The 12,758-nt window shown below is 67.4% G+C and carries 12 protein-coding genes; 4 read left to right on the top strand and 8 right to left on the bottom strand.

Annotated elements, in window-relative coordinates:
• Nucleotides 1-33 precede the first annotated feature (33 nt).
• The 3 genes from B3Z70_RS02545 to B3Z70_RS02535 all read right to left on the bottom strand — a co-directional run bounded on the left by B3Z70_RS02545 (nt 34) and on the right by B3Z70_RS02535 (nt 2,589).
• A complete protein-coding gene (locus tag B3Z70_RS02545; protein ID WP_292023469.1) occupies nt 34-588 on the bottom strand; it encodes a DUF2939 domain-containing protein in 555 nt (184 codons plus the stop codon).
• A gap of 34 nt (nt 589-622) precedes the next feature.
• Nucleotides 623-1,234, bottom strand: coding sequence for a DUF2939 domain-containing protein (locus B3Z70_RS02540; RefSeq protein ID WP_292044590.1), 612 nt, complete (start codon nt 1,232-1,234; stop codon nt 623-625).
• A 134-nt stretch (nt 1,235-1,368) separates the two neighbouring features.
• Nucleotides 1,369-2,589: an NADP-dependent isocitrate dehydrogenase gene (locus B3Z70_RS02535; protein WP_039246750.1), complete on the bottom strand. Its 1,221-nt coding sequence runs from the start codon at nt 2,587-2,589 to the stop codon at nt 1,369-1,371.
• 179 nt (nt 2,590-2,768) lie between these two features.
• On the opposite strand from B3Z70_RS02535, the gene B3Z70_RS02530 reads away from it, so the two are divergent.
• The 4 genes from B3Z70_RS02530 to B3Z70_RS02515 are packed head-to-tail and all read left to right on the top strand — an operon-like array spanning nt 2,769 to nt 5,165.
• On the top strand, nt 2,769-2,936 hold the full coding sequence (locus B3Z70_RS02530) for a hypothetical protein (protein ID WP_292023473.1): 168 nt from the start codon (nt 2,769-2,771) through the stop codon (nt 2,934-2,936).
• The gene (locus B3Z70_RS02525) at nt 2,900-3,112 is read left to right on the top strand and encodes a DUF2945 domain-containing protein (protein WP_292023475.1); all 213 of its coding nucleotides are present in this window, start codon (nt 2,900-2,902) and stop codon (nt 3,110-3,112) included. Before B3Z70_RS02530 ends, B3Z70_RS02525 begins: the two co-directional genes overlap by 37 nt.
• Nucleotides 3,109-4,245 (top strand): DUF1176 domain-containing protein, encoded by a 1,137-nt coding sequence (locus B3Z70_RS02520; protein WP_292023477.1) that lies wholly within the window; start codon nt 3,109-3,111, stop codon nt 4,243-4,245. The genes B3Z70_RS02525 and B3Z70_RS02520 overlap by 4 nt, the downstream gene beginning before the upstream one ends.
• The gene (locus B3Z70_RS02515) at nt 4,194-5,165 is read left to right on the top strand and encodes an NAD(P)/FAD-dependent oxidoreductase (protein WP_292044588.1); all 972 of its coding nucleotides are present in this window, start codon (nt 4,194-4,196) and stop codon (nt 5,163-5,165) included. Before B3Z70_RS02520 ends, B3Z70_RS02515 begins: the two co-directional genes overlap by 52 nt.
• Nucleotides 5,166-5,174: 9 nt before the next feature.
• On the opposite strand, the gene B3Z70_RS02510 is transcribed toward B3Z70_RS02515, so the two are convergent.
• The 5 genes from B3Z70_RS02510 to truB form a co-directional block, all read right to left on the bottom strand.
• The gene (locus tag B3Z70_RS02510) at nt 5,175-6,977 is read right to left on the bottom strand and encodes a DUF885 domain-containing protein (protein WP_292044586.1); all 1,803 of its coding nucleotides are present in this window, start codon (nt 6,975-6,977) and stop codon (nt 5,175-5,177) included.
• Between the two features lie 86 nt (nt 6,978-7,063).
• The gene (locus tag B3Z70_RS02505; protein WP_292044584.1) at nt 7,064-8,902 is read right to left on the bottom strand and encodes a DUF885 domain-containing protein; all 1,839 of its coding nucleotides are present in this window, start codon (nt 8,900-8,902) and stop codon (nt 7,064-7,066) included.
• 147 nt (nt 8,903-9,049) lie between these two features.
• On the bottom strand, nt 9,050-11,284 hold the full coding sequence (gene pnp / locus B3Z70_RS02500; RefSeq protein ID WP_292044581.1) for a polyribonucleotide nucleotidyltransferase: 2,235 nt from the start codon (nt 11,282-11,284) through the stop codon (nt 9,050-9,052).
• Between the two features lie 246 nt (nt 11,285-11,530).
• Nucleotides 11,531-11,800 carry a 30S ribosomal protein S15 gene (gene rpsO, locus B3Z70_RS02495; RefSeq protein WP_267514908.1) on the bottom strand — a complete coding sequence of 90 codons (270 nt, stop codon included), beginning with the start codon at nt 11,798-11,800 and terminating at the stop codon, nt 11,531-11,533.
• A 12-nt stretch (nt 11,801-11,812) separates the two neighbouring features.
• The gene (truB, locus tag B3Z70_RS02490; RefSeq protein ID WP_292023487.1) at nt 11,813-12,745 is read right to left on the bottom strand and encodes a tRNA pseudouridine(55) synthase TruB; all 933 of its coding nucleotides are present in this window, start codon (nt 12,743-12,745) and stop codon (nt 11,813-11,815) included.
• Nucleotides 12,746-12,758 lie beyond the last annotated feature (13 nt).

Raw genomic sequence — 12,758 nt, 5'->3', positions numbered from 1 at the left:
AGGGCCCTCTTCCGACGGAAGGGGGCCGACGCATCACATCATCGGGTCGGGCGTCAGATCGACCCCGGCCAGCTTCCAACTGAACGGCCCGCGACGCTCCAGGATCAAGACCAGTTCCTCCTCGGGCTTGTCGTCGCGCGTCAGGGTCACGGCGAAGCGGTTCAGTCCGCGATAGGCCCAGGACTGGCGCACCTTGTCCTTGGGCGCGGCGGGGGTGTCGTCGGCGGGCACCGGCCGTTCCGGCTCCGGCGTCTCGCCCGACCGGACCAGGGCGGCGACCCCTTTCGGCGTGACGAAGTTGTCGACCGCCCCGTCCACCAGCGACGGCGCCAGCAACATCCCCAGGGCCGCCAGCCCCTGGTCGCCCTTGACCCGATCGCGGATTTCCAGTCGCGCGCGGGCATTCAGCTCGCTCTTCAGGCTGGCGCGAAAGGCGGGAAAGTCCACCTGCCGCTCCAGCGCCGCCGCATCCCCGGCCCGCGCCGCCCGCACGATCCCTTGCGCCGCCAGGAAGGGCGAGACGAACAGGGCGACGGCCAGGGCGACGATCCCGGCGATGACAGCCCCGATAACGATCTTGCGGGTCATGATCCCTCCTTCGGAAAACGGATGATGCGCAGGCTCATGGACGCCCCTCGCCCTGGGCCGGCGCGACCGGCGGCGCCGTGCCCTCGGGCAGGCCGATATGGACCAGCTTCCACTCGAACGGCCCCCGCCGCTCGAAGGTGAACAGGGTGCGCGATCCGCCCTGATCGGCGACCGCCATCCGCACCCGGTTGACGCTCCAATAGGCCGGGCGCGGCCAGGGCTTCTTGACCTTGGCGTCCGGCGGCGTGGCGGCCTGGGTTCGCTGGTTGGCGTAGCGCCCCTCGCCCCGCAGCAGGGCCGACAGGGCCGCCGGCGTCAGATAGGCGTTCACGTCGGGCTGACGCTGCAGCGGGTTCTGCTGATCGAACTGTCGTCGGAAGGCGCCGATGGGATCCTCCAGAAAGGACGGCGCCGGCGCCATCGCCTCGGGCCGTCCGGCGAGCTGCGGCCTCAGCGACTGACGGACCGCGCCGAAGTCGATCAGCCGCGACAGCCCCGCCACGTCGTTGGCCTCCGCCGCCGACCGTATGGCGAAGAAGCCCACCGCCGGCGCGGCGAAGAAGGCCAGCACCGCCACGGCGAGCGCCGCCAGCACCAGATTTCCGAACAGCCGCTTCACGAACGCTTCCTCATTATCGCCGATCATGCACGCTCCGGCTCCCGGCACAACGAAAAGCCCCGCCGGATCGCTCCGACGGGGCCTGGATTCTTGTCTGTCCTATCGCGCTTCGCGCGACTTGAGGACGTTCCTCCACCGGCGAGCCGGGGACGATGTCGACCTCAGCCGACGTCCGGCAGGGCGGTCTTCAGGTTCTCGGCCACCTTGTCGAGGAAGCCCTCGGTGGTCAGCCAGCCCTGTTGGTCGCCGACCAGCAGCGCCAGGTCCTTGGTCATGAAGCCGGCCTCGACGGTGTCCACGACCACCTTCTCCAGGGTGTCGGCGAACTGGTCCAGGGCCGCATTGCCGTCCAGCTTGGCGCGGTGCTTGAAGCCGCGCGTCCAGGCGAAGATCGAGGCGATGGAGTTGGTCGAGGTGGCCTCGCCCTTCTGGTGCTGGCGATAGTGGCGGGTCACGGTGCCGTGGGCGGCTTCCGTCTCCAGCACCTTGCCGTCCGGCGTCATCAGGACCGAGGTCATCAGGCCCAGCGAGCCGAAGCCTTGCGCCACGACGTCCGACTGCACGTCGCCGTCGTAGTTCTTGCACGCCCAGACGAAGCCGCCCGACCACTTCATCGCGGCCGCGACCATGTCGTCGATCAGACGGTGCTCATAGGTCAGGCCGCGCGCCTTGAACTCGGCGGCGTAGTGTTCGTCGAACACTTCCTGGAACAGGTCCTTGAAGCGGCCGTCATAGGCTTTCAGGATCGTGTTCTTGGTCGACAGATAGACCGGATAGTTGCGTTGCAGGCCATAGGCGAACGAGGCGTGGGCGAACTCGCGGATCGAGGCGTCCTGGTTGTACATGGCCATGGCCACGCCGGCGCCGGGCGCCTTGTAGACCTCGTGTTCGATCACTTCGCCGTCCTCGCCGACGAACTTGATCGTCAGGGTGCCGGGGCCGGGCATCAGGAAGTCGGTGGCCTTGTACTGATCGCCGAAGGCGTGACGGCCCACCACGATGGGCTGGGTCCAGCCCGGAACCAGGCGCGGCACGTTGGAGCAGATGATCGGCTCGCGGAAGACCACGCCGCCCAGGATGTTGCGGATGGTGCCGTTCGGCGACTTCCACATCTTCTTCAGGCCGAACTCCTGCACGCGGGCTTCGTCCGGGGTGATGGTGGCGCACTTCACGCCGACGCCGTGCTTCTGGATCGCGTGGGCCGCGTCGATGGTCACCTGGTCGTCGGTGGCGTCGCGGTGCTCCATGCCCAGGTCGTAGTAGTCCAGCTCCAGATCCAAGAACGGGAAGACCAGCTTGTCCTTGATCATCTGCCAGATGATGCGGGTCATTTCGTCGCCGTCGATGTCGACGATGGGGTTTTCGACCTTGATCTTGGCCATGCGTACGGTCCGCCTGTGACTGTGGGAAGGAATATCGTGGCGGCGGTATAGCGGGGCCGCGCGTTCACGCAAACCCCGGCCCCGCGTTAACCCTGCCCGGAAAAAGCCATCCCCCGTCAAGCTGAACCCGATGCGTCCCTTCGGATTCTTTCAGGCCCGAAACGACGACGGACGACGGAATGACGGATGAAGAGCGCGAGCTGGTCGACCAATGGATACTGGTCTTTTGCGAGGCGCCGCCGGTGGTGGATGCGGAACTGATGCGGCTGCTGATCGCTGAGCATCAAGCGGAGCCGCAGGGAGCACAGCCATGCCGGAAAAGACGTTCAAGGCCGGTGATCGCGTAAAATGGGATCACAGTCAGGGCGCGACCACCGGCAAGGTGGTCAAAAAGGTCACTTCTGAAACCCACATCAAGGGCCACAAGGTCGCCGCCTCTCCCGACAATCCGGAGTATATCGTCGAGAGCGCCAAGACCGGCGCACGCGCGGCGCACAAGCCGTCGGAGTTGAAAAAGGCATGATCCCTGCACGCCTGATGGTCGCGGTCGCCGCGTCCGCCCTCGCCCTGGCCGCCTGCGGCGACAAGGATTCAACCCAGAAGACGGGCGCGCCCAAGGCTGCAGCCGCTTCCCTTCAGACGCCCGTCACCCCGCCGGTGCTGCAGATCACCAGCGAGACCAAATCGTTCCGCGATTGGAGCGCGACGTGCGGCAACGACGGAACCTGTTGGGCCTTCGGTTTCACCGGCGGAAGCAACGGCGGCTGGGTCCGCATCGCGCTCGCCCCCGGCCCGGACGCCAGGCCTCAGGTGGTGTTCGGATACTGGCCCGACGGCGATGCGAAAGGTCCCGCCCGCATCGGCCTGACCATCGACGGCCGCGACTTCGCCGCCGATCTGAACGCGGCCAGCGAGGACGACGCCCCGATCGGCCAGATCCCCGGCGACGCGCGTCCCGTCATCGACGCCCTGGCCCAGGGCAAGGTCATGACCATTCGCGGCGTCTCCAGCCAGGATATCTCCCTGCACGGCGCAGCGGCCGCCCTGTTGTGGATCGACGAGAAGCAAGGGCGCCTCGACACGCCCACGGCCCTGATGCGACGGGGCGACAAGCCCGCCTCCGCCGTGGCGGTCGCGCCTGACTTGCCCACGGTGGCGGCCGCGCCGCCCGTGAATCAGGCTGGCTTCGGCGATCAGAACCAGACCCTGCCCGCCGCCCTTCGCGGCCTGACCGAGGTGGGAAACTGTCTGAAGGAATCCGCCATGCCGGCCGTCGGCGACATGGTCATGTCCGCCCGGCTGGACGCCCGCACCGAACTGTGGGCCGTGCCCTGCGGCTCGGGCGCCTACAACCTGACCCACAACTGGTATCTGACCGGACCGGGCGGGCGCGATCCCCGACCGGCGGCCCTGATCGGCACGGCCGGGCCGGGCGCGGATCCAAACATGCCCGACAACTCGACCGTCAACGGCGAATACGATCCCGGGTCACGCACCCTGTCCAGCTTCGCCAAGGGGCGCGGCATCGGCGATTGCGGCGTGCAACAGACCTGGACCTGGACCGGCCAGCGCTTCGTCCTGACGATGGAAAGCACGATGGGCGAATGCGCGGGCGTGCCGTCCGACTTCTGGCCCGTCGCCTGGCGCACGCGGTGAACGAACCAGAGGTCCTGGTCATCGGCGCCGGCCCCGCCGGCCTGACGGCCGCGACCTACCTCGCCCGGTTTCGCAGGCGCACCCTGGTGATCGACGCCGGCCAGCCGCGGGCCTGCTGGATCCCGCTCAGTCACAATACGCCCGGTTTTCCCGCCGGCGTCTCCGGCCCCGACATCCTGGCCCGGATGCGCGAACAGGCCGAGGAATACGGCGCGCGCATCACGCCCGGTCGCGCGACGTCTTTGGCTAAGGACGGCCAAGGCTTCGTCGCGGAGGTCGAGGGCCAGACTCTCCGCGCCCGCGCCGTCCTGCTGGCCACCGGCGTGGTCGATCATCACCCCGACCTGCCGGGCGTCGAGCGGGCGGTTCAGCGGGCTCTGGTGCGCATCTGCCCGATCTGCGACGGCTATGAGGCGACCGGCAAGGTCGTCGCCGTCATCGGCCACAGCGACAAGGGCGCGCGCGAGGCCGCCTTCATGCGCACCTATTCCGACCGGGTGACCCTGATCCACATCGGTTCGCCGGACGCCCTGACACGGCGCGACGAGCTGGACCGGCTGGGCGTCGAACTGATCTTCGCTCCGCTGGAGGCCGTGCGGCTGGAGCAGGATCGGGTGACGGCCCTGACCTGGAAGGGGCCGGGCGGGTCGGCCCGGACGCAGGCCTTCGACCTGGTCTATTCGGCGCTGGGAACCTCGCCGAACGCCGAACTGGCCCAAAGCCTGGGCGCGCGCCTGTCCGACGACGGCCGGCTGGTGGTCGATCTGCACCAGGCGACCAGCGTGCCGGGCCTCTACGCCGCCGGCGACGCGGTGCGCGGCCTCAACCAGATCGCGGTGGCCACCGCCGAGGCCGCCGTCGCCGCCACCGACATCCACAACCGCCTGCGCCGGATCGACGGCCTGACCGTCGCGGATTAGGCCAAACCTCTAGGCCTGGCCGTCCACGATCCGTTCCAGCACCGCCAGCGGCAGCGACCCGTTCTCCAGAACCTTGTCGTGGAAGGCGCGCAGATCGAAGTCGGGCTTGGCTTCGGCGTCCTTCCGCAGGCGGGCGATGACCGTATGGCCGACCTTGTACGAACAGGCCTGGCCCGGCCAGACGCAGTAGCGGTTGATCTCGCTGTTCGACGCATCCAGCGGCTTGGCGCCCGAGGCCGCCATATAGTCGACCACCTGTTCCCGGCTCCAGCGCTCGGAATGCAGGCCCGTGTCCACCACCAGACGCACGGCCCGGAACAGATAGGACATCAGGAAACCCACCCGGCCCAGCGGATCGGTCGCATAGGCGTCTAGGTCGTCGGCCGCCACCGCCTCGGCATACAAGGCCCAGCCCTCGTTATAGGCTGAAAATCCTCCCGCCCGGCGCCATTGCGGCAGCTCGCCGGACTCGCGCTGCAGCGCCACCTGCAGGTGATGCCCCGGCGAAGCCTCATGATAGGTCAGGGTCGGCAGGGCGAACTTCGGCCAGTTCCCGCTGTCGCGCAGGTTGATGTAATAGGCGCCCGGACGCGACCCATCCAGCGGCGGTCCCTGGTAATAGCCGCCGGGCGCACCCGACTGGATCGATACCGGCACGCGACGGATCTCGACGTGCGACTTGGGCAGGCGACCGAACACCTGCGGCAGTTTCGGCTCCAGATCGGCGACCAGCCGGTTCAGCCAGGCCAGCAGTTCGGCCTTGCCGGCGTCGGTGTTGGTGAACAGCTGGGCCGGCTCCTTGTTCAGGGCCTGGATGCGTTCGCCGACCGTGCCCTGAGTATAGCCCTGGGTCTTCAGAATGGCGTCGATCTCGGCGCTGATTTCGGCGACCTGTTCGCGACCCAAGGCGTGGATTTCCCGGGCGGTCAGGGTGGTGGTCGTATTGGCCTTCAAGCCCGCAGCGTAGAAGGCCTCGCCATCCGGCAGACGCCAGACCCCCGCATCATGGGTCGCGCGAGGCCGCAAGGCTTCCAGCGCCGCGATCTGAGCGGCCAGGGCCGGTTTGACCTTCTGGTCCACGATGGCGGCGGCGCGACCGTCATAACCGGCCAGGCCCAGATCGCCCGTCTTGCGCGCCAGCGACGTCAGCATGGCCATGTCGGCGGCGGGCGTGTCGCGCAGGGCGCGGATCTGCGGCAGCATCCGGTCGATGATGAAGTCGGGCGGGATGACGCCCAGACCGGCGTCTTCCTCGATCTTGGCCGTCTCGCCGTTCAACACGCCCGAGAAAGCTTCCAGCCGCGACAGGAAGGCGTCGGCTCCGGCCGCATCCTCGATCCGGTGCTGATTATCCAGGAAGTCCGGCGTGCTGAAATAGGCGCCCGACAGTTGGGTCACGACATAGGGCGACGGTCGCCCCGGCCCTGCCCCATAGTCGAAGCGGGCCGTCTGGGCCGCCGTCTCCGCGCCGAAGGCCGCGATAGCGTAGTTCAGCGTCCCGGCCGGCGAAAGACCCGCCTGGTCGAAGCTGCGCAGCTGGCCCCAGCGATTTACGGCCTTCGCACGATCCTTGCGGATGGTGTCCGGCCCCGCTTCGCTCAGCCTGGACGACAGGCCGGCGCGCGCGCCCCGATCCAGGCCCAGGTTGGTGGCGCGCTCCGGGCTTTCGTCGATATCGGCCTCGAACCAGCCGTCCAGCAGGCTGTTCAACCGTCCGTCCGCTTCGGTTTGAGTGGCCTTGGCCTGAACCAGGGACGGCGCGACCGCCGCCGTGGCGGCGGCGGTCAGAAAAAGTCGACGACGATCAATCATGCGGCGAACTCTCGGTGACGGGACCGCGCCGCGCCTAGGCAGTCCCTGTTTGTCTTAGACGTCGGCCCGGCGCGACCGGGATGCGATCAGGCCTGGGCCGCCACCCAGCCGTTGACGATCCTCTCCAGCACGGACAGCGGTACGCCGCCGGCGGCCAGGGCCGTGTCGTGGAAGCCCTTGATGTCGAACCTGGACCCCAGGCTCGTCTTGGCCGTCTCGCGCAGCCGTACCCATTCGTTGTGCCCGACCTTGTAGGCGCAGGCCTGGCCGGGCCAGCCGCAATAGCGTTCGACCTCGGACGTCGCCGCGCCCTCCTGATCGCCATAGGCCTCCATCATGTAGCGGATGCCCTGTTCGCGGTTCCAGCCCTTGGAATGGATGCCGGTGTCGACCACCAGGCGCGCGGCGCGGAACATCAGCGACTGCAGATAGCCGATCTGACCGACCGGATCGTTCTCATAGGCGCCCAGTTCGTCGGCCAGCTGTTCGGCGTAAAGCCCCCAGCCCTCGACATAGCTGGAGAAGCCCAGCAGGTTCATCAGCAAGGGGGCGGACTCGCTTTCCTGCTGCAGGCTGATCTGCAGGTGATGGCCCGGCGTGGCCTCGTGATAGGTCAGGGTCGGCAGCGACCAGGACGGCCATTCCGCCGTGTCCTTCAGATTGATCCAGTAGATGCCGGGTCGCGTCCCATCCAGGCTGGGCGCGTTGTAATAGCCCATCGGCGCGCCGGCCTCGATCTCGGGCGGCACGCGCTTGATCTCGACCTTGGCCTTGGGCAGGCGGCCGAAGGCGTTCGGCAGGCGCGCCTGCATATCGGCCATCTGGGCGTTCAGCTTGGCGATCAGCTCGGCCTTGCCCGCATCGGTGTCGGCGTAGATGTATTTGGGATCGTCCCCCAGGGCCGCGATCCGTTGGGCCACCGAGCCCTGGGTCAGCCCTTGCGCCTTCAGCAGACCGTCGGCGCGGGCGGTCAGTTCGGCCATCTGTTCGACGCCGGTGCGGTGGATCTCGTCCGCCGTCAGCCGGGTGGTGGTGATGTAGCGCAGGCTGTTGGCGTAATACTGTTCGCCCTGCGGCAGGCGGCGCACCGACGCCTCGTGCACAGCGCCGGGCTGGGCGGCCTTCAGCACGGCGTTCTGCGCCGCCAGGGTCGGATAGACCCGCGTCTCGATCAGACGCTGGACCTGGGCGCCCCAGTCGCCGGTCAGGCCCTTGGCCTGGGTCCGGTCCACGACGGACTGGGTCAGGGGGGAGGTCGCCGCCGAAGTGGCCAGCACGCCATCCTGCTGGCGGATCGCCTTGGCCAGGATGAAGTCGGGCGGCACGACGCCCAGCGCATACTCTTCCTTCAATCGATCCGTTTCGGCGGCCAGGACGTCGGCGAAGGCGTTGACCCGCGCCATATAGGCGTCGGCGTCGGCGGCCGTCTCGATGGTGTGCTGATTGGCCAGGAAGTCCGGCGTGGACTGATAGGCGCCGCCCTGCTGGCTGACCCGATACGGATTGGGCCAGCCGCCCTGGCCATACGGGATGTCGTAGGTGGCGATGACCCCGTCCAGATTGTCCTTGATGCTGTCGTAATAGTTCAGGTCGCGGGGCGACAGGGCGCGGCGGTCGATGCGGGCCAGGTCGGCGGACTGCTGGCGGATGAAGGCGCGCTGGCCCTCCTCCTCGGCGCGGGTCGGGGCGGTCAGCTGCGACTTGGCGGCGGCGCGCGCGCCCTTGTCCAGGCCGAAGGCGGTCACGACTTCGGGCGCGCGATCCAGCGTGCCCTCGAACGCCTTGTCCATGAAGGTTTTGAAGGCGGCGTCGGCACCGCCGGCCACATCGCCGTCCTGAGGTCGGGCCACGGCGGCCGCGCCTCCGACGGCGCAAAGCCCGGCACCCAGCGCGGCGGACTGAAGAAGGCGGCGACGATCCAGCATGACGTTCTCCCCACGGACGATGCGGCAATGGAAACCGCACAGGCGGATGCGGCAAGCGAAATCGCCGCAAGCGGCGCCGGGCGACCGAAGAAAAAAGGCCCGGCGGATCGCTCCGCCGGGCCTCTTTCAGTCTTGGGTCCGCGTCGCTTAGTCGCGACGACGACGGCCGCGATCTCCACCGCGATCACCGCCCTCGCGCTTGGGACGACCGCCGGTGTCTTCCGACAGCGGGGCCTCGCCGCGCTCGGCGCGTTCGGCGTTGATCTTGTCGGTGATGTCCTCGCCGGTTTCCTGATCGACGACCTTCATCGACAGCTTGGTCTTGCCGCGATCGTCGAAGCCCAGGAACTTGACCTTGACCTCCTGGCCTTCCGACAGGACGTCGGCCGGGTTGGCGACGCGCTCCAGAGCGATCTGGGACACGTGGACCAGGCCGTCCTTGGCGCCGAAGAAGTTCACGAAGGCGCCGAAGTCGACGACCTTGACCACCTTGCCGGTGTAGATCGTGCCGACTTCCGGTTCCGAGGCGATGGACTGGATCCAGGCCTTGGCGGCGTCGATCTTCTCCTGGTCGTTGGCGGCGACCTTGATGGTGCCGTCGTCGCCGATATCGATCTTGGCGCCGGTCTTCTCGACGATCTCGCGGATCACCTTGCCGCCCGAACCGATCACTTCACGGATCTTGTCGACCGCGATCTTGATGGTTTCGATCTTGGGCGCGTGCTCGCCCAGTTCGGTGCGCGGCGCATCCATGGCCTTGGACATCTCGTCCAGGATGTGCAGGCGACCGGCCGAAGCCTGGGTCAGGGCCTGTTCCATGATCTCCTTGGTGATGCCGGCGACCTTGATGTCCATCTGCAGGCTGGTGATGCCCTGCGACGTGCCGGCGACCTTGAAGTCCATGTCGCCCAGGTGATCTTCGTCACCCAGAATGTCCGACAGGATGGCGAACTCGCCCGACGGCTCCAGGATCAGGCCCATGGCGATGCCCGAGACCGGACGGATCAGCGGAACGCCCGCATCCATCAGGGCCAGCGACGAACCGCAGACCGTGGCCATCGAGGACGAGCCGTTCGACTCGGTGATCTCCGACACCAGACGGATGGTGTAGGGGAAGTCCTCCTTGGTCGGCAGCATCGGACGGATCGCGCGCCAGGCCAGCTTGCCGTGACCGATTTCGCGACGGCCGGGCGAACCCATGCGGCCCGCTTCACCCACCGAATAGGGGGGGAAGTTGTAGTGCAGCAGGAAGTTCTCTTTGTAGGTGCCCTGCAGGCTGTCGATGTACTGCTCGTCCTCGCCGGTGCCGAGGGTGGCGACGACCAGGGCCTGGGTTTCCCCACGCGTGAACAGGGCCGAACCGTGGGTGCGCGGCAGGACGCCGACTTCCGACACGATGGCGCGGACCTTGTCCAGGTCGCGGCCGTCGACACGATGCGCGTTTTCGATGATGTCGCGACGCAGGACTTCGGCTTCGCATTCCTTGAAGGCGGCCGAGAACTTGGAACCGTCGACGCCCTCGGGGTTCTCGTCGGTCTTCACCAGAGCGGCGGCGGCGGCCTTCTTGGCCGCATCGACGCCCGAGCGACGGTCGTATTTGCCGGGGTGGGTGTAGGCGGCCTTGATGTCCTCGCCGACCAGCGACTTGATCGAGGCGACCACGTCGGAGTGATCTTCGGCCTGGAAGTCGAACGGCTCCTTGGCGGCGTGTTCGGCCAGGTCGATGATGGCGTCGATGACCGGCTGCATGCCCGCATGCGCGAACATCAGGGCTTCCAGCATCTTCTCTTCCGACAACTCCTTGGCTTCGGATTCGACCATCATCAGGGCGTCTTGCGTACCGGCGACCACCAGGTCGAGGTCCGAGGTCGCGACCTGGTCGATGGTCGGGTTCAGCACCAGCTCACCGTCGATCAGGCCGACGCGCGCGGCGCCGATCGGGCCCATGAAGGGCACGCCCGAGATGGTCAGGGCGGCGGAGGCGGCGACCATGCCCAGGACGTCCGGGTCGTTTTCCATGTCGTGCTGCAGCACGGTCACGACGACCTGGGTCTCGTTCTTGAAGCCCTTGACGAACAGCGGGCGGATCGGACGGTCGATCAGGCGGGAAACCAGGGTTTCCTTCTCGGACGGACGGCCTTCACGCTTGAAGTAACCACCGGGGATCTTGCCGGCGGCGAAGGTCTTTTCCTGATAGTTGACGGTCAGGGGGAAGAAATCCAGGCCCGGCTTGGGGGCGCGGCCATAGACGACGGTGGCCAGAACCACGGTCTCGCCATAGGTCGCCAGCACGGCGCCGTCGGCCTGGCGGGCGATGCGGCCCGTTTCCAGGGTCAGCGGGCGGCCGGCCCACTCGATCGTCTTGCGTTTGATGTCGAACATATTTCGTCTTTCGTATCCCGGCGGGCGTATTCCCGGCGGGGTCCCATCATGGGGTGGAGCGCGGGGCGTTCAGTCCCGAGGTCCGTGGGTCGCCGCGCCATCGCGGAAAACCCGGTGAGGACCATCTGGTCCTCGCATCTGCGCTGTGTTCAGTCCCGCAGCGCGCGGGCAGTCTCTAGGTACACAACGAGGCGCGGACGTGACCGCCCGCGCCTCGAAAGCGTTCTTTTACACTGATCCGACGCCTTAGCGGCGCAGGCCCAGCTTGGAGATGAGCGCTTGGTAGCGGCCGGCGTCGACCTTGTTCAGGTGGTCGAGCAGGCGGCGACGTTGCGACACCATCTTCAGAAGGCCACGACGCGAGTGGTTGTCCTTCTTGTGGGTCTTGAAGTGTTCGGTGAGGTTGGCGATGCGTTCCGACAGGATCGCGACCTGAACCTCGGCCGAGCCGGTGTCGCCGGCGGTGCGGGCGTTATCGGCGATGATCTCGTGCTTGCGTTCAGCAGTAACCGACATCGTATGTCTCCGTCATTGGAGGTTGAAAACGCGGTCGGGTTCTAACCGGCCGGCCCGCAACTGACACAGCGCGACGAGGGTCTGGCCCTGAAAGGCTGAAACCGTGCGCGAACCGTCGGAAAGACGGCCTTTGAGGGTTTCCACCTGACGGGGGAGCAGAACGATCGGGCGTCCCTGCCGAAGCGAGAAGGCGTCCTGTTCCGTCACGGCCAGTTCCGGGATGTCGTCCAGAGCGGTCGCAACGGCAAGCAAGCCTTCCGAGGCGGCGCCCCTATGCACCATTTCCTCCAGAGAATCCAGAGTGACGGCGTTTTGCGTGCTGAACGGCCCCACGCGCTCGCGTCGCAGGGCGCTGACATGACCCTCGGCGCCCAGAACCGCCGCCAGATCGCGCGCCAGCGACCGCACATAGACGCCCTTGCCGGTGCGGATGGTGATTTCGACATGGTCGGCGTCCGGCGCGTCTGTCACCTCCGCGGAATGGATGGTCACGCGCCGGGCCTGAAGTTCGAACTCCACGCCGTCGCGGGCCAGGTCATAGGCGCGCGCGCCGTCCACCTTGATGGCGGAAAAGCGCGGCGGGGTCTGGTCGATCTCGCCGACGAAGGCGGGCAGGGCGGCCTTCACCTGATCGACCGTGGGTCGCACGTCGGACCGGCCGACGATCTCGCCCTCGCGGTCCACGCTGTCGGTCGAGACGCCCCAGTTGATGGTGAAGCGATAGACCTTCTGCGCCTCCATCATCATGGGCACGGTCTTGGTCGCTTCGCCCAGCGCGATGGGCAGGATGCCGCTGGCCAGCGGGTCCAAGGTGCCCGCGTGACCGGCCTTCTGGGCGTTGAACAGGCGGCGGATGCGGCTGACGGCCTCGGTCGATCCCATCTCGAACGGCTTGTCCAGGCAGACCCAGCCGTCGACGATCTCGCCCTTTTTCTTGCGGCCCATTGTTAAATCCTCT

The organism is Brevundimonas sp. UBA6550, from assembly GCF_002434505.1.
Classification (GTDB): Bacteria; Pseudomonadota; Alphaproteobacteria; order Caulobacterales; family Caulobacteraceae; genus Brevundimonas.
Note: the sequence above shows the minus strand (reverse complement) of the source record. Positions and strands in the feature narration are given on the sequence as shown.